This is a genomic window from Haloarcula salina (assembly GCF_010119195.1).
In the GTDB taxonomy this organism is placed as follows: Archaea; Halobacteriota; Halobacteria; order Halobacteriales; family Haloarculaceae; genus Haloarcula; species Haloarcula salina.
Map to the genome: position 1 here is coordinate 185,238 of NZ_WRXL01000005.1, position 20,663 is coordinate 205,900.

Annotated in this window: 17 protein-coding genes; 11 read left to right on the forward strand and 6 right to left on the reverse strand. The window is 67.8% G+C overall.

The features are described from left to right. Positions 1-142: 142 nt before the first annotated feature. Entirely contained in the window at positions 143-1,483 is a 1,341-nt protein-coding gene (locus tag GM656_RS14320) for a dihydroorotase (protein WP_162414362.1), read from the reverse strand. Positions 1,484-1,628: 145 nt separating this feature from the next. Between GM656_RS14320 and GM656_RS14325 the strand changes: the two genes are divergently transcribed. The 3 genes from GM656_RS14325 (at position 1,629) to GM656_RS14335 (ending at position 4,951) form a co-directional block, all read left to right on the forward strand. Further along, positions 1,629-2,927 carry an amidohydrolase family protein gene (locus GM656_RS14325; RefSeq protein ID WP_162414363.1) on the forward strand — a complete coding sequence of 433 codons (1,299 nt, stop codon included), beginning with the start codon at positions 1,629-1,631 and terminating at the stop codon, positions 2,925-2,927. Between the two features lie 144 nt (positions 2,928-3,071). After that, complete coding sequence (locus GM656_RS14330) at positions 3,072-3,980, forward strand: hypothetical protein (RefSeq protein WP_162414364.1); 909 nt, start codon at positions 3,072-3,074, stop codon at positions 3,978-3,980. 104 nt (positions 3,981-4,084) lie between these two features. Further along, entirely contained in the window at positions 4,085-4,951 is an 867-nt protein-coding gene (locus tag GM656_RS14335; protein ID WP_162414365.1) for a hypothetical protein, read from the forward strand. Between the two features lie 195 nt (positions 4,952-5,146). Here the strand turns inward: GM656_RS14335 and GM656_RS19145 are convergent, their stop codons facing one another. The 4 genes from GM656_RS19145 to GM656_RS14350 all read right to left on the reverse strand — a co-directional run bounded on the left by GM656_RS19145 (position 5,147) and on the right by GM656_RS14350 (position 13,067). After that, entirely contained in the window at positions 5,147-5,308 is a 162-nt protein-coding gene (locus GM656_RS19145; RefSeq protein WP_174242984.1) for a hypothetical protein, read from the reverse strand. A 109-nt stretch (positions 5,309-5,417) separates the two neighbouring features. Beyond that, a complete protein-coding gene (locus GM656_RS14340) occupies positions 5,418-5,723 on the reverse strand; it encodes a HalOD1 output domain-containing protein (RefSeq protein ID WP_162414366.1) in 306 nt (101 codons plus the stop codon). 93 nt (positions 5,724-5,816) lie between these two features. Beyond that, positions 5,817-9,560, reverse strand: a complete 3,744-nt coding sequence (locus GM656_RS14345; RefSeq protein WP_162414367.1) for a PAS domain S-box protein — start codon at positions 9,558-9,560, stop codon at positions 5,817-5,819. A gap of 120 nt (positions 9,561-9,680) precedes the next feature. Beyond that, entirely contained in the window at positions 9,681-13,067 is a 3,387-nt protein-coding gene (locus GM656_RS14350; protein WP_162414368.1) for a PAS domain S-box protein, read from the reverse strand. Between the two features lie 203 nt (positions 13,068-13,270). Between GM656_RS14350 and GM656_RS14355 the strand changes: the two genes are divergently transcribed. The 7 genes from GM656_RS14355 to GM656_RS14375 all read left to right on the forward strand — a co-directional run bounded on the left by GM656_RS14355 (position 13,271) and on the right by GM656_RS14375 (position 17,792). Continuing rightward, on the forward strand, positions 13,271-13,615 hold the full coding sequence (locus GM656_RS14355) for a DUF7344 domain-containing protein (protein WP_241692783.1): 345 nt from the start codon (positions 13,271-13,273) through the stop codon (positions 13,613-13,615). Between the two features lie 185 nt (positions 13,616-13,800). Continuing rightward, a complete protein-coding gene (locus tag GM656_RS14360) occupies positions 13,801-14,487 on the forward strand; it encodes a potassium channel family protein (RefSeq protein WP_162414369.1) in 687 nt (228 codons plus the stop codon). Further along, on the forward strand, positions 14,484-16,142 hold the full coding sequence (locus GM656_RS14365; protein ID WP_162414370.1) for a TrkH family potassium uptake protein: 1,659 nt from the start codon (positions 14,484-14,486) through the stop codon (positions 16,140-16,142). Before GM656_RS14360 ends, GM656_RS14365 begins: the two co-directional genes overlap by 4 nt. A 246-nt stretch (positions 16,143-16,388) precedes the next feature. After that, positions 16,389-16,517 carry a hypothetical protein gene (locus GM656_RS19540; RefSeq protein WP_277815057.1) on the forward strand — a complete coding sequence of 43 codons (129 nt, stop codon included), beginning with the start codon at positions 16,389-16,391 and terminating at the stop codon, positions 16,515-16,517. A 432-nt stretch (positions 16,518-16,949) separates the two neighbouring features. Further along, on the forward strand, positions 16,950-17,087 hold the full coding sequence (locus tag GM656_RS19150; RefSeq protein WP_174242985.1) for a hypothetical protein: 138 nt from the start codon (positions 16,950-16,952) through the stop codon (positions 17,085-17,087). 64 nt (positions 17,088-17,151) lie between these two features. Next, positions 17,152-17,553: a DUF7344 domain-containing protein gene (locus tag GM656_RS14370; RefSeq protein WP_162414371.1), complete on the forward strand. Its 402-nt coding sequence runs from the start codon at positions 17,152-17,154 to the stop codon at positions 17,551-17,553. Further along, a complete protein-coding gene (locus GM656_RS14375; RefSeq protein ID WP_162414372.1) occupies positions 17,550-17,792 on the forward strand; it encodes a HalOD1 output domain-containing protein in 243 nt (80 codons plus the stop codon). The genes GM656_RS14370 and GM656_RS14375 overlap by 4 nt, the downstream gene beginning before the upstream one ends. Positions 17,793-17,816: 24 nt before the next feature. Here GM656_RS14375 and GM656_RS14380 read toward each other — a convergent pair whose 3' ends face one another. Then, entirely contained in the window at positions 17,817-18,857 is a 1,041-nt protein-coding gene (locus GM656_RS14380) for a zinc-dependent alcohol dehydrogenase family protein (protein WP_162414373.1), read from the reverse strand. Between the two features lie 165 nt (positions 18,858-19,022). Here GM656_RS14380 and GM656_RS14385 point away from each other — a divergent pair, with 165 nt between their 5' ends. After that, entirely contained in the window at positions 19,023-20,654 is a 1,632-nt protein-coding gene (locus tag GM656_RS14385; RefSeq protein WP_162414374.1) for a class I adenylate-forming enzyme family protein, read from the forward strand. Positions 20,655-20,663: the final 9 nt, after the last annotated feature.

Consider the following 20,663-nt stretch of genomic DNA (forward strand, 5'->3'; position numbering starts at 1 on the left):
CGCGCCGCGTGCGCCGGCGAGTGTGCGCCGTCAGCGCGCGTACCGGACGCCACACCCGACGAATCGCCGGATGTGCGAGTGGCGGCACACGCGACACACGCCCCACACGGCCGCGTGTGGATCCGAGCGGGCCGCGTCGCCGTCACAGCGGCCGGTCCAGGAACGTCCCCCGTCCCGGCTCCGACCGGACCTCGTGGTCCTCGGCGACGACCTCGCCGCCGGCGATCACCGTGTCGACGCGGGCGCTCCAGCGCTCCCCCTCGTACGGCGTCCACCCGCCGCAGAACTCGAGGTCGTCGGCCGTCACCTCGTACTCGTCCTCGCGGAGGAGCGTCACGTCGGCGTCGGTCCCCACGCGGAGCGAGCCCTTTCGCGGGTAGACGCCTGCCGACCGGGCCGGCCCGGCACAGACCAGTTCGTTGAGTCGCGGCCAGGAGATCCGGCCCTCGTGGACGCCTTCGCTCGCGAGGAACTCCACCATCGTCTCGACGCCGGGGAGCCCGGCGTAGGGCTCCCAGATGTCGTCCCAGCCCCGTTCGCGGTTCTCGCGGTAGGTCGGGAAGTGGTCGGTTCCGACGATGTCGATGGTCCCGTCTCGGACCGCGTCCCAGAGCCGATCGACCTCGTCGGCGGACTTCAGGCTCGGATTGACCTTCAGGAACGGGCCCTTCGCGGCCACGTCGTCCTTCGAGAACGCGAGGTACTGCGGGCACGTCTCGAGCGTGACGGGGACGTTCGCACGGGACGCGAACCGACTGCCCTCCCGTGCCCCGCTCCCGCTGGAGATGTGGACGACGTGGAGCGGACAGTCGGCGTACTCGGCGAAGTAGCCCGCCCGGGAGATGCCGTCGAGTTCGGCCTCGACCGGCCGAGAGTCCATGTACACGTCGGGGTCGTCGCCGTCGATGGTCGAGCGCGCATCGTCGAGCAGCCCCTGCGTCTCGCAGTGGACCCGGACCGTTCCGCCCGCCTCGCCCACCCGGCGCATCAGCCGGGCGATGGCCGCGTCGCTCGCCAGGTACGGGTCGGCGGTGAAGGTCTTGAAATCCGCCGTCCCCGCCTCGACGAGCCCGTCGACGTCGAGGTCGGGGTCCCGGACGTTGCCCGCGACGAGGCCGAAGTCGACGTGGGCCAGGTCGGCGCAGGTCGCGGCTTTCTCCCGGAGCGCCTCGGGCGTCGTCACCGGCGTCTGGGTCGGCAGTTCGACGACGGTCGTCACGCCGCCGGCGACGGCGCTGGCCGTCTGCGAGGCGAAGTCGATGCCGTCGGGAAAGAGGTCGTCGTCGTGCATGTGCGTGTGCACGTCGAGCGCGCCCGGGAGCGCGACCATGCCGTCGGCGTCGACGACGGTGTCCGCCGCTCCGGCGTCGGCCGCGGCGTCAGGACCGACGGCGTCGATGAGCCCGTCCGAGACTGCGATCGCCCCGCGCTCGACGCCCGCCGGCGTCACCACCCGCGCCCGCTCGACGAGGAGGTCCGTCATGCCCGAGACGGGGGCGCGCAGCGAGAAAACAGTTGGTGTGTGCGCAGTCACACATCGGAGACACATCGGTGTTGGCGCGCCACGCCGGGCGGAGCGACCGCGTGCCGCGGATAGCTTTTAGTCGCGCGGCGGTATCCTCGGACCTGTGATACTGAACGCAGGCACGCTCGTCACGATGAACGACGAGCGCGAGGTCCGCTCCGAGGTCCACGTCGTCGTGGAGGACGGCGAAATCGTCGCCATCGAGGACGGCTACGCGTCTGGCGAGGACGCGGTCGACGCCCGCGACGAGGTCGTCATCCCCGGGCTGGTGAACTGCCACACCCACATGTACGCGCTCCCGATCCGCGGTGCGCCCCTCGACGCCGCGCCCGAGAGCTTCTACGAGGCGCTCGTCGACATCTGGTGGAACGTGGACGAAGCGTTCACGGAGCGTGACGCCCGCCTCTCGGCGCTCGGTTCCTGTGCCGAGATGCTCGAGAGCGGCGTCACGACGTTCTGTGACAACTACTCCGGTCCGAACACGCTCCCCGGCGGCCTCGACGCCGTCGCCGAGGGCGTGGCCCAGACGCCGATCCGCGGGATGATAACGTTCGAGACGACGGCCCGCAACTCCGAGGACGAGGCGATGGTCGGCATCGAGGAGAACCAGCGGTTCGTCCGCGAGGGCGAGGACGACTACGACCGGGTCTCGGGCCACTACTGCCTGCACACGCTGTTCACCAACACCCGACCCGTCGTCGAGGAGTGCGTCGACCGGGCGACCGACGACGACCGGCCGATCCAGATCCACCTCGAAGAGGGACTGGTCGACGTCCACGAGTCCATCGCCGAGTACGGGAAGCGGCCGGTCCCCGCGCTGGCGGACATGGGCTTCTTCGACGCCGAGGTCATCGCCGCCCACTGCGTCCACTCCACGGAGACCGAAATCGAAATCCTCGCGGACCACGACGTGAGCGTCGCGCACAACCCCTACTCGAACATCAACAACGCTGTCGGCATCGCCGACGTGGAGACGATGGAAGCCAACGGACTGACCATCGGCATCGGCGACGACGGCTGGGACCCCGACATGTTCGAGACGATGCGCTCGGCGGTCGGCATCCACAAGCTGAAACAGAACAACCCCAGCGGCTTCGACATGGCCAAGGCCCTGGAGTGGGCGACGATCGGGAGCGCGGAAGTCCTCGGGATGGACGACGCGGTCGGCAGCGTCGAGGTGGGCAAGCGCGGCGACTTCGTCACGCTGGATCTCGGCCCGAACCCCGTCCTCGACGAAAGCGCGCCGTACTACGTCGTCAGCGCGGCGAGCCGCGCCGACGTGACGCGGACCATCGTCGACGGCGATGTGGTGTACGACCCGCAGACGGGCGTGACCGGCGTCGACGACTCCGACCTCGACGCCGTCGGGGCCGCGAGCGCCGACCTCTGGAACCGACTCTGAATCGATTGGCCAGCTATTCACACACTTAGGGTGTGATAGTATCCGGCCGGGTGTAAACTGTACGTACACGCCGCCACGAGTGCGTATAGTGGCAATTTTGTCTCGTTCCGGCAGGTAAAAGTGTCATTATCTATCATAGACAACATGGTCGTTAGTGACGCCTTTGAAACGCTCACTGCGGTACTCCAGCGCGTCGAGTCGTCCGCCACCGATATCGAAGCCGTCTCGGTCCGCGAACAGACGACCCCGGGAGACGAGGAGATCACGGCGGACCTGACCGTCGCGACGCCGGTGCTGGGGGACGCGCACCTGGACGACGACGTCTCGGTCAAGGCAGACGGCGTCGACGTGCGAGACCGGCGCCTCGAACTCGACGTGACCGTCACGGTTCCCGTCGACGCGACGCTCGACTCGCCGTCGGACGGCGGCGAGTCGGCCGACGACCTGGCGGAGGCGTTCTCGGACTCGAGCACGGTCCCTGCGTACAAGGACCCCGAAGCGCTCCGGGCCGCGTACGAGACCTGCGACACCTTCCCGGAGATGACAGAGGCGCTCGGGGCCGACGTGACCTCCGAAACGGTCCGCCGGTACATGGTCGAGTACGACATCCACGATCCGTCCGAGAACGCGGCCCCCACCGGCGGTCTCGACCTCTCCGATCCCCAGTCGAACGACTCCGAGCCACGGGCGGACGCGACAGAGCCATCCGAGACGGAACCGGCCACTGGATCGGCGAGCGACGAGAGCGACGACCTCGGCGAGCGCTCCGTCGCCGCCCTGCTCGCGGAGGACGGCGAGGACAGCGACGACAACCTGGTCGCCGACGGCCTCGGCGTCCCGCAGGGCTTGACCGTCGCCGAGCTCGCGGCGACCGTCAATCAGTCCGATTCGATCCACGCGGTCACCCGGCGACTCGACCTGAGTCAGGGACACGCCCGCCGACTGCTCTCGGAACTCGATCTCCTCGACCTCGTGACCCACCGCCTGGCGGCCGGCCAGATACGCGTCTCTCACGCCGAGATCCAGCGGCGAATCACGACAGAGACCCACTGAGTCGGCGATCCGTGTGTCGAACGCCCCGCGTAGCGCCAGCTGCGCCTGTCGGTGACGGGATGACAGGGGAACAACTATTGTCACGTGTCAGAAAGACATGGCAAATGGCAACGATTCGCGTGCGCGACTGGACGAAAGAGCAGATCGAGCGGATCCGGGACGCCGAGTCGCACTCCTCGCACGACTCGGTCATCAAGTCCCTCCTGAAAGACCGCAAGCTCGCCCAGTACGTCGACGAGCCGGCCGAATCGGGACGCGACCAGACCACCGAAGCCGAGGCCGAGAACGCGGCCCCGGACAAACCCTTCGAGGACCTGACCGTCCTGACGGAGTTGCGACAGCCCGAGAACGGGGTCGTGTTCCTGTGGTGTCCCAGTTGCGGCAACGAGCTCGCTCACCTGACCGTCGAGACGCCGCTCGGCGTCTCCGTCTTCGAGACGGAGTGCCAGCGCTGTCTCACCCATCTCGACAGCCACGCCGTCGTCGCCATCGAGATCGGCTATCCGATCGAACAGAAGCTCATGGACGACGACCTGCAGTCAGACCTCAAGGAGTGCGTGCTCGACTACTGGGACCGCACGCTCGACGCCCGCCGCGACGATGACGACGGCCCCACCGAGGACGCGACGGACATCGACCGCCTGGTCTGGCAGTTCGACCAGTACCGCCGCGACTTCTCCTGGGACTGGCCCGCCGACAGGCCCGTCGTCGGCCTCGATGCCGGCACCACCTACCGCGACACGCGGACGGACGAGCGCGTTCGGGTCCTCGAACCCGTCACCGACAACCGCAACGCACTCGACGCTTTCGAAGTCCGCCGCTACCCTGCCGACACCGACCCCGAAGCGGCAGACCCGGACACCGAACTCCTCGACCCCACAGACATCGTCCGCCTCGTCCGAGACCGGCGACTGATACTCGACGATCCCAGTCCGTCGGCCGACCGCGAGCCGCCCGAACCGTCCGCGTGAGTCGGCGACCGGCCCCGATCCTGCTCGCCGTTCGAGGATGCCTCGTACCCGTCCGACGAACTCGCTCTTCGGCGTGACCCGCGCGTCTTCCGTAAGGCAGACGCTCGGCTGGTAGTCGTCCGGACAGTGGCCATAAGGTGTAGCTATACTAAATGACTATGCTATGTAGCAATATCGCGAAGGACGGCGCGTCGATCAGGGGCGCACGTCGACGACGAAGTCCGACTGGACCCACGCCCGGTGATTCTCGGTGTCCTGGATGATCGAGATCGGCCCCGAGTCACCGCTGTACTCTATCCAGCGGAATCTGTCCGAAAGCCCCGTGACCGCGTCTCCGGCGCCGTTTTCACTGTTCATCGGTGGTCCTACGGGTCGCATCACCCGGTGCGGCGGGCGGGGGACGTACGGTCGTCGCGACACCGCTCCAACGGCGACCGGCGGGCGGGCGGAACGAGTCCGGCATCGGTCACTCCTCGCCGATGACCGGAGAAGGGTCACAGGTGCCGTCGGCCGGCCGGACCTCCGCCGTCCCGTCGCCCGAGACCCGGACCTCGTATTGCTCCACCCGGAACGACACTCGGCTGTATCCCCGTCCGTCGGACGTGCTCTCGACGAGCGTCGTGAGGGCTTCGACGTCCACGTACTCGTTGAGTGGCGGGAGGTCGAGCGGGTCGACCTCGCGTGCGGTCGCGAGCTGGTCAGTGATCGAGAGGAGCAGTGACTCGGAAGCGCCGTCGTCGCCGGCCGTCTCGTCGAATCGGTCGTACGCCATTACGACATCCTACATGCTTCAGCCGCATACGCGTCCTCACTAAGGACATACCCCGTGTCGGTGAAGGGGGCTATATTCCTAGCCCGTGTCGGATCACTCCTCGAACACCTGAGAGAACAGCTTCCGTTCGCCCGTCCTGATGTGGCGACTGACCGTCGGCTGTGCGATGTCCAGCAGGTCGGCCAGTTCCTTGCCGCTCGTCTCCCGCGGCCACTCGAAGAAGCCGCTGAAGTAGGCCGTCTTGAGGACTTCCAGCTGGCGCTCAGTCAGGCGGTCGCGGTAGTGAGCCTCGAACTCGGCCATGGTCTGGACCGGACGGTCGTACTCCTTCCGAGAGACGAGTTCGGCGCTCTCGTACTGACCGGTGAACATCCGGACGAACGACTGCACGTCACCGCTCTGTGGAATCTCCACCGTCACGGTTCCGCCGTCGGCCCCGGCCGTGACCACCGTCGGGTGGACGCCGTACGAGAGGAGCTGGGAGAGGAATCCGTTCTCGGAGACGAGCGCCTCGTAGCGACCGCCCTCTTCGGTCTCCGCCAGCAGACTCACCTGTTCGATGGCCGGAATCCGGTCGGCGAACTCGGAGACCTGCTCCGGGTCGGCGTCGGAGACGGTGAAGAAGGCCCGCAGATCCCCGTCGCCGTGTTCGACGAGCTCCTCGAACTCGAACGTGCTGTCGGTCTGGCTCGCGAACGCCAGGGCGGGAATCGACTCGTCGTCGAGGTGAAAGGAGAGTTCGACAGCGCCGTCGCTGACCAGCGCCTTCTTTCGCTCGAAGGCGTTGATCGCGTAGCCGACCATCTCGCCGAGCTCCCCGAGCACCGCGACCTCCATCTCGTCGAACACGCCCGGTTCGTCGGCGTAGAGGTGCAGGATTCCGTAGACGGTGTCGCGGTACGCCAGCGGGACGGCGATGCTCGCTCTGTATCCCCGCTGGAGCGCCTGGGTGCGCCACGACTCGAACGGCGGCTCGGTCTGGAGCGAGTTCTGGACGGCCGGCTCGCGGGACCTGAAGGCGGTCCCCGTCGGCCCGCTGCCGGTCTGCTCGTCGCCGGTGGTGACGGTGATCGTGTCCAGATACCCGTCCCCTCGGCCGGCGCTCGCACGCGGGACGATCTCGTCGCTCGCGGCTCGCTGCTCGCCGATCCAGGCGAAGACGTACGGCTCCGAATCGACCAGCTCCGAGCAGACGGCGGTCTCGATCTCGTCGCGCGTCGACGCCTGCGTCAGCTCCTGAGTGAGGTCACGTATCACGCGGTTGAGGCGACTGAGCCGTTCGAGCGACTCGTTGCGATCGGCCAGCCGCTCGTTCTTCTCCTTGAGCGACTGCTCGCGGTCGACGCGATCGAGCGCGGCCGTCGCGTTCGCCACCAGGATCCGAGCGACCATCACGTCCGTCTCGGTGAAGGCGTCGGCCTCGGTCGAGCCGGCGGTGAAGACGCCGTGGCTCCCGACGTCGAGGAGCACCGCGCTCTCCAGCGGCGTCTCGTCGGCGTCAAGGGACGGCTCCGCCGAGAGGTCGCCGATAACTCGGCCGTCGCTTTCCGTGAATACCTTCCACGGCACGCCCCACTCGGACGCGAACAGCGGGTCGCTCCCGACGAGGTCCTCGAGGGGCGCGGTCGCCGCGCCCCGGGTCAACTGTCCGGTCTCCTCGTCGTAGTACTCGAGGGTCACCAGCGGCAAGCCGAGCATCTCTCGCGCCCCGCTGACGACGATGTCCGCGACTTCGGTTTCCGTCTCAGCGACCGTCAGTGCCTGCCCGATCTCGTTGAGCGTCGCGAGACGTTCCTCGCGGCGCTTGCGCTCGGCGATGTCGCGAACGATCCCGACCCGCCCGTGTCTGCCGTCCGCCAGTTCGAACAGCGAGATGCGCGCCTCGACTGGGACGGTCTCCCCGTCGGCGGTCTCGAGCGTGGTTTCGAGCGTGGCCTGTTCGGACCCCGTGTCCCGGATCTCGCCTTGCAGGTCCCGCGCGACGTCGGTGACGCCGGGATCGATGACGTCGCTCGCGGGCCGCCCGAGCAGTTCGTCGCGGTCGTAGCCGAGGAGATCGGTGTAGGCGTCGTTGACCAGCACGAATCGCTCCTGGTCGTCGAGGGCGTACACGCCGTCGCCAACGGTTTCGACGACGGCCTCGTACCGCTGGAGCTGTCGTTCGCGGCGCTTTCGGGCGGTGACGTTCTGGAGGGAGAAGACGCCCGACGTGGCCTCGCCGTTCTCGCCCCGCAACGGTGCCCCGCGCACCGAGAGCCAGCGCGTCTCCCCGTCGATCTCGACGCTGGCCTGCCCGGACAGCGTCTCGCCGTCCTCGACGACGCGCTGGTAGGGCCGGCGGTCGTCGTCGATCAGTTCCCCGTCGAAGGTGAGGGGTTCGAGCGAGAGGTCCGCCTCGGTGAGCGGGCCGTTGTACCCGTCGATGGCCAGGATCTCGGTCGCCCGGTCGTTGAGGTATCGGAACGTGCCGTCTTCGTCGATGATGGCGATCCCGACCGGGCTGGTCTCGAGGATGCGGTCCTTGAGGCTCCGTTCCTCGCGGAGAGCGGTCTCGGCGCGCAGGCGCCCCATGAGTCGGCCGAGGTCAGCCGCGATCGTCCGCGTCGCCTCCAGCATCTCCTCGTCCGGTTCGCGCGATTCGGCGAGGAGGAAGACCATGACCGCGACGACCGTCCCGTCGGTGACGATGGGGACGGCGAGCGCCGCGCGCAGTCCCGCCGAGACCGCTTCGGCCTCGCGTTCGAAGCCCGCGTCGTCGGTCACGTCGGTGAGCCACTCCGCCGCCCCGGAGTCCCACACCCGACCCACCAGTCCGTCGTCCCGCGTGAAGGAGACGGGCGACGTGGCGTCCTGGAACGACGCGGCGGCATCGGACGTGGCGTAAGCCTCCGAAACGCGCTCGAAGTGCTCGTTCTCGGTCTGTACCCAGGCTTCTCCGTACTGCCAGTCCATCGCCGACCCGACGGCGTCGAGGGCGGTTTCGAGCCCGTCCTCGAACGAGTCCGCCTGGAGGATGCGCTGGGTCGTCTCGCGGTACAGCGCGCGCTCGGCTTCGAGTCGTTTTCGCTCCGTGACGTCCCGGATGATCCCGGTGAAGTACCGGTCCGTTCCGGTCGTGAACTCCGCGAACGAGATGCTCAGCGGGATTCTATGGCCGTCTGCGTGTTGCCCCGGTAACTCGATGGCGTCCCAGTCGAGGGTCCGCTCGCCCGTTCGGAGGTAGCGCTGGATCCCCTCGTGGTGACTCGCGGCGAGGTCGTCCGGCATCAACGCCGTGAGCGGTTCGCCGACGAGTTCGTCGGGGTCGTATCCGAACACGTCGGCGACCGCGGGGTTCGCGTACCGGATGGTGCTCGACTCATCGATCGAGACGATGGCGTCGGGCGTCGCCGACGAGAGCGCTTCCATGTGGCGGGTCGTGTGGGGCGTCCCGGCCTCCCGCGCCCCGTCTCCGAACCGCTCTCGCAGGTGGTGTTCGACGACGCGGTGCTTCTCCGGACCGGTGTCGTGGACGAATCTGTCGATGCCGGCGTCGTACGCGCGTTCGACGAGGTCGGGATCGCTGTCAGCCGAGACGAGGATCGTCAGCGCGTCCGGGTTCGCGTCGCGGTAGTGAGACAAAACCGAGATCCCGTCGCCGTCGGCGAGGTCGTACTGCGAGACGACGACGCCGGGGCTGGCCGCCGACGTCTGTTTCGCCTCGGCCGCGCTCTCGACGGCGAGGCGCTGGACGGAGACATCGACAGCCGACAGATAGTCGCGGACCGGCTCAGACGCGAAGACTCCCGAGTCGACGTCGAGGAGCGTGAGGGAGACCGCGTCGTGGTCGATACGCATGACTGTTCACTGTCCTCTCTCGTGGAAGTACACCAGGCCTAATCGTATAGGCTTTTGACACGATCGGGACAGAGAGCATGAGTAGGAAGGCCCGACGACGCGACGAGCCGCGACCGCCGATCACTCGGGCGCGGACAGTTCGGTCGAGAGGAGGCGGTCGAACACCTTCGACTCGGCCTTCCTGAGGTGCTGGTGAAACGTCGGGGGAGCGACGCCGAGCGAGTCGGCGACGTCCTCGCCGGAGGCGTCGCGCGGCCACTCGAAGAAGCCCGCGTAGTATGCGGCCTGCAACGAGGCCAGTTGCCGATCGGTGAGCTCCGTCTCCAGGGCGTGGCGGACCTGCGTCGTCGTTTCGGTGTCACGGGTTCGCTGCCGTCGCTTGAGGAGGTTGATACCCGGGTACGCCTCAGTGACGGTGTCGATCACCTGTCGAACGTCGACGCTGGTCGGGACGTAGATCGTCATGTCGTAGGTGCCGTCCTCGATCGTCGCCTGCGCGACGGAGCCGCCGAGCGACGCAACCGTCGAGAGCACCGGCGGCTCGGAGAACCTGGCCTCGAAGCCGATCTCGCCGTCGCCCTCCCGGAACGTCACGTCCTCCCAGTGCGGAAGCGTCTCGACGAGACCCCGGACGCTGTCGACCGCGTCGGCCGTCACGGTGCCGTAGACGAGGTACTCCGAGTCGCGGATGGGTGTCGCGTGCTCGATCGAGATGCGGCCGGCGTCCGTCGACGGGACGTCGAGGGACTCGAAGACCTTCGGGAGGCGAAACTGGAGCTCGACGATCTCGTCGCTCATCAGCGCTCGCTTTCGCTCCGTTGCCGCGATGGCGTGGCCGACGATCTCGCCCAGTTGGTCGAGCACCGCCCGCTCCGTCTCCTCGAACGCGTCCGGCCGATCCGCGTAGACGTTGAGGACGCCGTACGTCGTCTCCTCGTGTCGGATCGGGACAGCGGCCGACGAACGGACCCCGTGTTCCGCGGCGTTGTCGCGCCACGGTTCGAACCGCGGGTCAGTCTCCACGTCCCGCGTCGTCTGTATCTCGCCCGTGCGGAAGGCTCGTCCGGCCGGTCCATCGCTCCGCTCGTCGTCCGGGTCGAGCGAGATGATGACGTCGTCGAGATAGCCGTCGACGCCGGCCCCGGTACGGAACGTTATCGTCTCGGCAGTCCTGTCGGCGTCTCCGATCCAGGCGAAGCGATACGAGTCCGTCGCCGCGATGCGCTCGCAGACGGCCGCCTCGATCTCGTCTCGGGTGGACCGCTCGATAACGGCGTCGGTGATGTCACGGACGACGTAGTTGAGGTTGTTCAGCGCCGCGAGCTGCTCGCGCTGACGGAGCAGTTCCCGCTCGCGTTCGAGGCGGGCCGAGATGTCGCGGGTGACGCCACAGCGGCCGTAGCTATCGCCCATCGGGAACGGTGAGAGGCGGCTCTCACAGCGCACGGCGTCGCCGGACTTCGTGTGGACATCGAGTTCGAGCCGACCCACGTCGCGCTCCCCCCGAGCGACTTCGTCCGCCATCTCCTGGGCGCGCGGCGTGATCTCGTCGTCGTGGATTCTCGTGGCGTGCGCGCCCAGCAGTTCCGACCGCTCGTACCCCGTGAGCTCGCAGAAGCCGTCGTTGACCAGGACGAACCGCCCCTCGTCGTCGACCGCGTAAATGCCGTCGCCGACCGTCTCGACGATTGCCTCGTAGCGTTCGAGGTCCCGCTCGCGCTCCTTTCGCTCCGTGACGTCACGGACGACGGCGACGCGCTCGTACCCGCTCTCGATGTCCATCAGCGCGAACGTCGCCTCACCGATCCTGGTATCGCCATCGGGCGTCGTCAGTTCCGCTTCGAGCGACGCGGTCGATCGCTCGCCGGCCGCCAGTTCCGCTTCGATCTCTCTCGCCGCGTCCAGCGTGCCCTCGTCGCCGATGACCGTCGAGACGTGCGACCCCAGCAACCGCTCTCGCGAGTGGCCGACCAGCGACTCGTAAGCCTCGTTGGCCTCGGTGAAATAGCCGTCTTCGTCGACGACGTAGATGCCGTCTTCGACCGTCTCGACGATGGTCTCGTAGCGTTCGAGAGCCCGCTCGCGCTCCTTTCGCTCGGTGATGTCCCGGAAGTACACCGAGAGCCCGCTCTCGGACGGGTAGGCGCTCACCTCGAACCAGGCGTCGAGCGGCGGGTAGAACTCCTCGAACGTGACCGGGTCCTGCGTCTCGAACGCGTCCTCGTACTTCCGCCGGAACGTCGAGTCGGCGGACGCCGGGAACTCGTCCCACACGCGCCGGCCGACGAGTTCGCCCACCGACCGATTCAGCAGGTCCGCCGCCCGGTCGCTGACGTGCGTGAATCGCCAGTCCTCGTCGAGGCCGAAGAACGCGTCGTCGATTCGCTCGAACACCTCCTGAAGCTCCGCTTCGAGGTCGTCTCGCTGGCGCTCGATCTCGCGCTGTCGGCGCTTTCGCTCGCTGACGTCGCGGCCGATGCCCGTCACGCCGGCGATCCTGTCGCCGCCGTCCTCGGTGACCGGTGACGCGGAGAACTCGTACGGAACCGGTCCGTCCTCGGTTTCGAGCGGGAGTTCGACGGTGACGGTCTCACCGCGCTCGACGACGCGCTCGAAGGCGTCCATGGCGTCCGCAACCGCGTCGTCGCCGACGAAGTCGATCGGCTCGCCGTCTCGTATCTGTGCCGGGTCACAGTCCGTCACGGTCTCGAATCGGTCGTTCCATCGGAGGAACTTCCCGTCGGTGTCGAAGGCGTAGAGGACGTCCCGCTGGTTGTCGAAGAGGCTCTCGACGAAGGCCTTCTCCTGCCGGAGTTCTCGCTCGGCCTCGCGGCGCTCGGTCATGTCGCGCGTGACCTTCGCGTACCCGTCGAGAGTGCCGTCGTCGTCGAACAGCGCGGTTATCGTCACGCTGGCCCAGAACCGCGACCCGTCGGCCCGGACCCGCCATCCCTCCTCTTGGTACGTTCCGTCCGCGGCGGCGGCCTCCAGATTCGACTCTGGGTTTCCGGCCGCACGCGCCTCGTCCGCGTAGAACGTGGAGAAGTGCTCGCCGACGATTTCGTCGACGTCGTACCCCTTGATCCGTCTGGCCCCCTCGTTCCAGGTCTGCACGTGGCCGTCGGCGTCGAGCAGGAAGATGGCGTACTCCTCGGTCGCCTCGACCAGCGACCGGAACTGCCAGTCGCGCCGGGTCTGTGCCCGCTCGGACCGTCGCAGCTCCGTGGTATCTGTGGTCTCAGTCCCCTGCGTCGCGTCCGTTCCGTCCGCCGAGCCGTCGGTGTGGGAGACGTCGCTCCGGACCGGCTGCCACCAGACGCGAGCGTTCGCGCCGACTTTCTTTGTCCGCACCTGCTCGCGGTCGGCGAGTCGGTCGAGTCGATCGTACGTGCTTCGCCGTCCGAGGTCGAGGCGCTCCGCCACCTCGTTCGTCGTGAGCGGGACGCCGTCGGCCTCGAAGAGCGACAGCGTTTCCCTGAGGGCCGGCGTCAGCGCGTTCGAAGTCATGACCGAGGTAGGTGATGCCACGATAAATAGACTCCGTCGACGGAGTGTGTTCACGACGAGCCCCGAGTTGGTACCCAAGTGAGAACCGTTTCGGAAGCACGTGATCCGATTTCGCGCTCGTCTCGGCGGGCCCGTGCGTCGGACGGAGTCTAATTCTTGTGAAGTCAGCCTTACCCCTGAACGACTCGACATCTCAGTCACTGATGTCCCCCACACCGATTCCGACAGATCCCGACGCGACCCACACCGAAGCGAGTCCTGACGACGCGGCCGCGCTGTTCGACCGGGCCGGCCTCTCTGCGTCCGAGCGCAGCCGCCTGCTGGCCTCCGAGCGACGGCAGACGGCGCTCTCCGTCCTCTCGGAGACGCGCTGTCCGGTCGAGCTGGAGGAGCTGGCGGCCGCGGTCGCCGCGCGCGAAAGCGACTCCGACGACGCGGAATCCGACCGCGTCGCGACCGTCGCCACCGCCCTTCACCACAACCACCTCCCGCGGATGGCCGACATGGGTGTCGTCAGCTACGATCCCGAGTCGGGACGGGTGACGTAGGCGGTCCCCGCGGCACGTTCGGCCCGTTCACCTTCGGCAAGCGCCGTGACCGATTCTCCCGATTGTCGCACTCCCGCCGGAGCTGACAATCACCGGCCCCGAAGCCACGAGCGAACAGCGACGGGAGCGCAGTCCCCGGGTTCGAGTGAATAGTCATATGGACACGCGGGCAGACAGCGGTCTGTATGTACGTCATCATCGTGGGCGCGGGCGACATCGGGACGCCGCTCATCGAGCTGGCGACCCGTGACGGCAACGAGGTGGTCGTGGTCGAACACGACGACGAGCGCGCCGAGTACGCCTCCCGCGAGTTCGACTGCCTGGTCATCAACGACGACGCGACGGTCAGGGCGACGCTCGAAGACGCCAGGGCCGACCGCGCCGACGCCCTCCTGACGACGACGGACAAGGACGCGACGAACGTGATGGTCTGTCTGCTCGCGAAGGAACTGGAGATTCCCGACATCGTCTCCGTGGTCCACGACCCCGAGCACATGAGCCTCTATCGCCAGATCGGCGTCAACACGATGGAGAACCCCCAGCGGCTCATCGCGCAGTACCTCTACCGCGGGGTCCAGCGCCCCGCCATCATCGACTTCATGGAACTGGGCGGAGACGCCGAGGTGTTCGAGATCGCGGTCGCCGAGGGCGCACCGATCGCCGGGCTGACGCTCAGAAACGCCGCAGACGAGGGTATCCTCACGCCCGACATGCTCGTGGTCGCGGTCGAACGGGACGGTGAGGAGACGCCGATCACGCCCCGCGGAGGAACCCGTATCGAAGCCGGCGACGTGGTGACGGTGTACTCGGCGACGGGCGCGACACCGGAGAAGACGGACATCTTCGGTCACCTCGAAGACCACCGAACATGAGTCGCGGACGGCGCTCGCGGTTCGCCGACGACCTGCCGATCATCGCCCGCGACGTGGGTCGGCTCCTCGTCATGACGGGCGGACTGATGGGGCTCTCGGTCCTCGTCGCGGCCCTGTTCGGCGAGGTGTACGCGGCCGCGGCATTCGCGCTGTCCGCGGCCGTCACCGGGACCGTAGGCGGTGCGGCGAGCCGACTCGCCGGCAACGCTGACCCCCCGGAGATGAAACACGGGATGGTCATCGCCGCGGCCGGGTGGTTCACCGTCGCCCTGTTCGGGGCCCTCCCGTTCTTCCTAACCGCGCATCTGACGCCGCCGTCGGTCGCTGCGTCGTACGTCCCAGCAGGCGCGGGCTACGAGTCGAGCCTGGCGTTCTTCCGGTCGCCGCGTCATGCCGTCTTCGAGAGCATGAGCGGCTGGACGGGGAGCGGGCTCACGATGGCGGTCCACGAGCCGAGCCTCCCGCGGGCGATCCAGTGGTGGCGCTCGCTCATCCAGTGGGTCGGCGGCGTCGGCGTCATCGTCCTCACGGTGTCGATCCTCGTCCGGCCGGGAAGCGGGAGCTACACGCTGTACCAGAGCGAGACCCGCGAGGAAAAGATTCACCCGAGCGTCGTCTCGACGGTGCGGACGGTCTGGAAACTATTCGTCGCTTACACGCTCGCGAGCGTCGCCGTGCTGTTCGTCGCGATCAGGGCCAGCCCGTACGGGTCGTCGCTTCCGCTCTGGGAGGTCGGCTGGCAGGCGCTCAACCACGCGATGACGGCGCTGTCGACGGGCGGGTTCAGCGTCACTGACAACTCAATCGCGACCTACGACTCGCCGCTCATCGAGACGGTCCTGCTTCCGGTCATGACGCTCGGGGCGATCGCGTTCCCGATTCACTACGCCGTCCTACGGGAGCGAAAGTACGGCGAACTGCTCGCGGACGTCCAGACCCGGTGGCTGTTCGTTCTTCTCGGGCTCGGAGCGGTCGCGTTGTCAGTCCAGAACGGGCTCTCGGTCCCGGTGGCGACGGACGCGTTCGCCTCGCAGTCGTTCCTGCCGACCTCGCTCCGAGTCGGCAATCCGATGGTAACCGACGCTGTCCGGGACTCGACGTTCCAGTGGATCAGCGCGCTCTCCTGTACCGGCTTCCAGTCCGCGCCCATCGGCGAGTGGACCGCCGGCGGGAAGGTCCTGCTGTCGGGCGCGATGGTCCTGGGCGGCGCGGCCGGCAGCACCGTCGGCGGCATCAAAATCATCCGCGGCTACACCATCATGCGCGGCATCCGCTGGCAGTTCACGCGGGTCTTCCTGCCAAAGAGCGCCGTCGTGACCGCCCGCATCGGCGACCGGAAACTGGGACGGGAGCAGATGGACCGCGAGTTCAGCGAGGCCGCGCTGGTGAGCCTGCTGTGGCTGGTGCTGTTGCTCGGGAGCAGCGTCCTGCTCGCCAACGCGGCCGGTGAGGCGTTCACCTACGCTGACGCGCTGTTCGAAGTCGCGAGCGCACAGGGGAACGTCGGACTCTCGACCGGCATCACCGGCCCGTCGATGCACCCGGCCGCGGAGGTCATGTTCGTGTTCAACATGTGGATCGGGAGACTGGAGATCATCCCCGTCCTCGTCTTTCTGCGCTCCGCGGTGTACGGGCTGGAACCGCGGCTGCGATAACGCGGCCGCTCCCGCAGCCCGCCCGTCGTGCGAACGAGTATGCGGTGACGTTCGATGGCTGCGATAGACAGTACCTATACTATTACTGACCTAATACAGTATGACGCCAGGAGACAGAGTATTCCCGTTAGAATCGTTTCAGATCCGATATATTCGGTTCATCCCGGGTAGTGATGTGTAGGACCTAATATTATATCAGCAGTATTAGAACAACCTTCTTGGGCGGTGATAGTCACCACTCCGGTAATGGCAATTCACCAGAACACCGCCGCGGAAACGTACCGCTGTCCCGACTGTCAGGGCGAGATCGAGTTCGCAGATCGCGCCTGGCGCTGTACCGACTGCCGCTACGTACCGCGACACAGCGCCGACTAATCGACCGGCGAGTACCGCCACCGACAAGTCTCCGAAGTCTCGGCCCGCACGTTCTTTCGCCGCCGATATCGTCTGACGACTCGTCATCAGAGCGACGCCCAGTCCCGCATGGCCGTCCAGACGTTAGCACACATATATAGCGATATATCCATCATACATCCGTATTTTGCTCGATATTTCCCACTATTGGGCAGAATATAAGGTTACTTCAAGCTGTATGTCCAAAAGTACTTTACAGGATGCCGTGGTTGTAGTTCACATGGCGATTCACGATTCCACCGCACCGACGACCGGGGGCGTACCGGACGCGCGTTCGCATCACGCCGGAGCCGACAGATACTGCCACCACTGCAACGAAATCGCACTGGCCTTCGATCCGGCTGCCGACCGCCCGCGCTGTCGCACCTGCGGGAGACTCGGGTGAGGTAACCGATGAGCATTCGACGACAGATACAGTCCCGACTGCGCGGGCGACCGACGTACAAGTGCGCCCTGTGTGACCTGACGTTCGAGACGGAGCGCGAGCACTGCCCGGCGTGTGGCTCCACCGTTCGCGGCGTCGACGACTGAGCGGCGGAGGCCGGGTTGCACACGCAAGCCCGTCCCTTAGGACGGCCGCACAGAAACCGTATCCATGGACACTGAGAGCGCCCGTCCCGAGACGGGCGAGGCCGAGTTTCTCGAACCACTCACCGAATCGCTCTCGAATCCGGAGCGGCGTTCGATACTGCGCGTGTTACGGGACCGCACAGAGTCGGACCCGCTCCCGGTCGAGCGACTCGCGACCGAACTCGTCGCGCGGGACCGCGACGCGCCCCCCAGTACCGTCACCGCCGAGCAGTCCGACCGTCGGCGGACGATGCTGTATCACTGTCACCTGCCGAAACTCCATCGAGCGGCGGTGATCGACTGGGACAGGGCCGGCGAACGGGTATCACTCACGGACCGATCCGAGATTCGCGAGGCGCTGTCGGCGCTGCTCCCCGGATCAGAGTCACAGGGATCGTCGACCGATCGTCGACGAGGGAGTTCGTGACCGAAGTGGCCTCGCCAGCCCGCCTCGAACCGAGCCAGGCGGTCGTCGAAGCGGTCGCGAAGGCCGAAGGCGTCGGCCCGCGAGAGCTCTCGCCGCCGCTCGCGTACGTCGTCGATCCGGACGCTCTCGACTCGCTGTTCGACCGCTCGAAGACGGACGGCGTCGTTCGGTTCCGGTACTGCGGCTACACCGTGAGCGTGCTGGCCTCGGGGTCCGTCGACGTCCAAACGGCGGCGTAACGGTCGATAGAGACCCCGTGAGCGTCAGGGCTTTACCAGCACTTTGATCGCCTCGCGTTCGTCCATCGCCCGATAGCCATCGGGGACGCCGTCGAGGTCGACGGTCTTCGTGAAGATCGGCGAGGGGTCGAGCGTGCCCTGCAGCACGTCCGCGAGCAGGTCTTCGGCGTAGGCGCGGACCGGCGCGACGCCGCCGCTGAGCGAGATGTTGTCTTCGAACAGCGAGAACATGTCGAGGCCCTCGTCGTTGACGCCGTGAGGAACGCCGACGTATCCCACGGTTCCGCCGGGTCGGCACACGTCCGTCGCCGTGTCCATCGCCGAGGCCGCCCCGACGCACTCCATGACGTGGTTCGCGCCGCCGTCGGTCAGGTCGAGCGCGGCGTCGACCGCCTCCTGGCCGCGGGCCGAGACGAGTTCGGTCGCGCCGAAGTCCTCCGCGATGTCGAGGCGGTCTTCGTGGTGGCCCATGGCGATGATGCGTTCGGCCCCGAGGCGGCGCGCCGCGAGGACGCCGCAGAGGCCCACTGCGCCGTCGCCGATGACGATGCAGGTGTCGCCCTCGCCGACGCCGGCGCTGACGGCGGCGTGGTGGCCCGTCCCCATCACGTCCGTCAGCGGGAGGATCGCTTCGAGCGTGTCCTCGTCGTCGGCGTGGCGGTCCGGGACGCGGACGAGCGTGCCGTCGGCCTCCGTCGCCCTGACGTACTCACCTTGACCGCCGCCGTTGTCGCCGCCCCAGGAGTCACCGTTGACACAGGAGGTGTGCAGCCCCTTGCGGCAGAACTCGCAGCGGCCGCAACTGATGACGAAAGGCGCGAACACACGGTCGCCGGGCTCGACCGACCGGACGTCGTCGCCGACCTCCTCGACGATGCCCATCGGTTCGTGGCCGACGCGAGAGCCCGCCTCGCGGTCGCTCTCGCCGCGGTAGAACCACAGGTCAGAGCCGCAGACCGCGGTGTGCGTCACGCGGACGATGGCGTCCGTCGGCGACTCGAGTTCCGGCCGCGGGACCTCTTCGACGGTTATCTCTCCGGGACCGCGGTAGATGGCTGCGCGCATACCACGGCGTCGGCGCCCCGGGGCAAAAACCGTTCCCCTGCCGCGGTTGCGTCGGTCGCTGCCGATGCGAGCGGCCGCGAGTCGGCGAGCGCACTCCGCTCACGTCCCGTCCACGTCCGGCCGCGCTGCCTGTGGATTTTTCACCGTCGCGGGCCGAGTGTGCGTATGACTACGCGGTACCCCCGGACGCTCCCCGGGCTCTTCGACCGGGCCCTGCGGAAGTACGCCGACCGCACCGCGATTCGCGACGAGAGACGATCGCTCTCGTACACGGACCTCGACGATCGGTCGGCGAGGCTGGCCGACGCATTGGTCGACCTCGGCGTCGGCGCGGCCGACCGAGTCGGCGTGTTGCTCGGGAACGCGGCGGCGAGTCCGGTCGTCGATATCGGCATCCTGCGTGCCGGCGGGGCGCGCCTCCCGCTCAATCCGCAGCACAGCGCCGACGAACTGCAGTACCTCCTCGACGACGCCGGCGCTGAGACGCTCGTCTGCGACGCGCCGCGGCGCGACGCCGTGGCGACCGCCTCGCGAACCGTCGACTCGCTCCGAACGGTGATCGTCGTCGGCGCTGACGACGACGCCTCGACGGGCGCGGACACGATGGCGGTTGACGACGGCCCGGAGCTGGCCGACGGCGTCGACCTGCATCGGTACGAGTCCCTCCTCGCCCGTCACGACGGCGACGGCGACCGACCGACGCCGGACCCAGACGACACCGCCGGCCACTACTACACCGGTGGAACGACGGGCCGGCCGAAGGGGGTCTGTTACTCCCACCGCGGCCTCGTCGAGAACGTGGGGTCGCACCTGCTGGAGTTCGGCTTCGACGGCGGCGACGTGGGCCTGCTGACGACGCCGCTGTCGCACTCGGCCGGGACGTTCTGCTGGGCGGCGCTGCTCGGCGGGGGCACGGTGCTGTTGCGCGACGGCTTCGACCCGGAGGACGTGGTCGCGACCATCGAGCGCGCGGACGTGACGTGGACGTTCCTCGTCCCGACGATGCTCTATCGCCTGCTCGACGACGACAGCCTCGCAGCCGTCGACCACGCCTCGCTCGACCGGATCGTCTACGGGGCCGCGCCGATGCGGACCGACCGACTCGAGGAGGCCATCGAGCGAATCGGCCCCGTCTTCCACCAGTTCTACGGCCAGACCGAGGTCCCGAACCTCGTTACGACGTTCCCGCCACAGGAGCACGCCCGCGCCGCCGAGGCGGGCGACACCGAGCGCCTCCGGTCTGCGGGGACCCCCTGCCTGCGAGCGACGGTCGAGGTTCGGGACCCGGAGACCGACGAGGCGCTCCCTCCGGGCGAGGTCGGCGAGGTCGTCGTCGCCGCGCCGTACGCGTTCGAGGGGTACTACGAGCGCCCGGACGCGACGGACGAGACGCTCCGTGACGGCTGGGTGTACACCGGCGACATCGGAACGATGGACGCCGACGGCTACCTGACGCTGCTGGACCGCAGCAGCGACGTGATCGTCACCGGCGGGATGAACGTCTACAGCCGGACCGTCGAGCGAGTCCTTCGTGACCACTCCGAGGTGGCCGACGCCGCCGTGGTCGGCGTCCCGGACGACGAGTGGGGCGAGGCCGTCCACGCCGTCGTCGTCCCGGCGAGGTCGACCGTCGACGAAGCGGACCTCCGCGGGTTCGCCGACGAGCGACTGGCGGGCTACAAGAAGCCGAAGTCCTACGAGGTCGCCGCGTCGCTGCCGACGACGGAACTCGGAAAAGTCGACCGGAACGCGATCAGAGAGCGGTACTGGAACGACGAGGATCGGTCGATCCACTGAGCCAGCGGG

Coding starts and splice junctions, on each gene's coding strand:
- GM656_RS14320 (WP_162414362.1), bottom strand. CDS start 1,483: ATGACGGACCTCCTCGTCGAGCGGGCGCGGGTGGTGACGCCGGCGGGC.
- GM656_RS19150 (WP_174242985.1), top strand. CDS start 16,950: ATGAGCATTCGACGACAGATACAGTCCCGACTGCGCGGGCGACCGACG.
- GM656_RS14385 (WP_162414374.1), top strand. CDS start 19,023: ATGACTACGCGGTACCCCCGGACGCTCCCCGGGCTCTTCGACCGGGCC.
- GM656_RS14365 (WP_162414370.1), top strand. CDS start 14,484: ATGAGTCGCGGACGGCGCTCGCGGTTCGCCGACGACCTGCCGATCATC.
- GM656_RS14345 (WP_162414367.1), bottom strand. CDS start 9,560: ATGCGTATCGACCACGACGCGGTCTCCCTCACGCTCCTCGACGTCGAC.
- GM656_RS14355 (WP_241692783.1), top strand. CDS start 13,271: ATGTCCCCCACACCGATTCCGACAGATCCCGACGCGACCCACACCGAA.
- GM656_RS14370 (WP_162414371.1), top strand. CDS start 17,152: ATGGACACTGAGAGCGCCCGTCCCGAGACGGGCGAGGCCGAGTTTCTC.
- GM656_RS14350 (WP_162414368.1), bottom strand. CDS start 13,067: ATGACTTCGAACGCGCTGACGCCGGCCCTCAGGGAAACGCTGTCGCTC.
- GM656_RS14335 (WP_162414365.1), top strand. CDS start 4,085: ATGGCAACGATTCGCGTGCGCGACTGGACGAAAGAGCAGATCGAGCGG.
- GM656_RS19540 (WP_277815057.1), top strand. CDS start 16,389: ATGGCAATTCACCAGAACACCGCCGCGGAAACGTACCGCTGTCCCGAC.
- GM656_RS14330 (WP_162414364.1), top strand. CDS start 3,072: ATGGTCGTTAGTGACGCCTTTGAAACGCTCACTGCGGTACTCCAGCGC.
- GM656_RS14360 (WP_162414369.1), top strand. CDS start 13,801: ATGTACGTCATCATCGTGGGCGCGGGCGACATCGGGACGCCGCTCATC.
- GM656_RS14340 (WP_162414366.1), bottom strand. CDS start 5,723: ATGGCGTACGACCGATTCGACGAGACGGCCGGCGACGACGGCGCTTCC.
- GM656_RS19145 (WP_174242984.1), bottom strand. CDS start 5,308: ATGAACAGTGAAAACGGCGCCGGAGACGCGGTCACGGGGCTTTCGGAC.
- GM656_RS14380 (WP_162414373.1), bottom strand. CDS start 18,857: ATGCGCGCAGCCATCTACCGCGGTCCCGGAGAGATAACCGTCGAAGAG.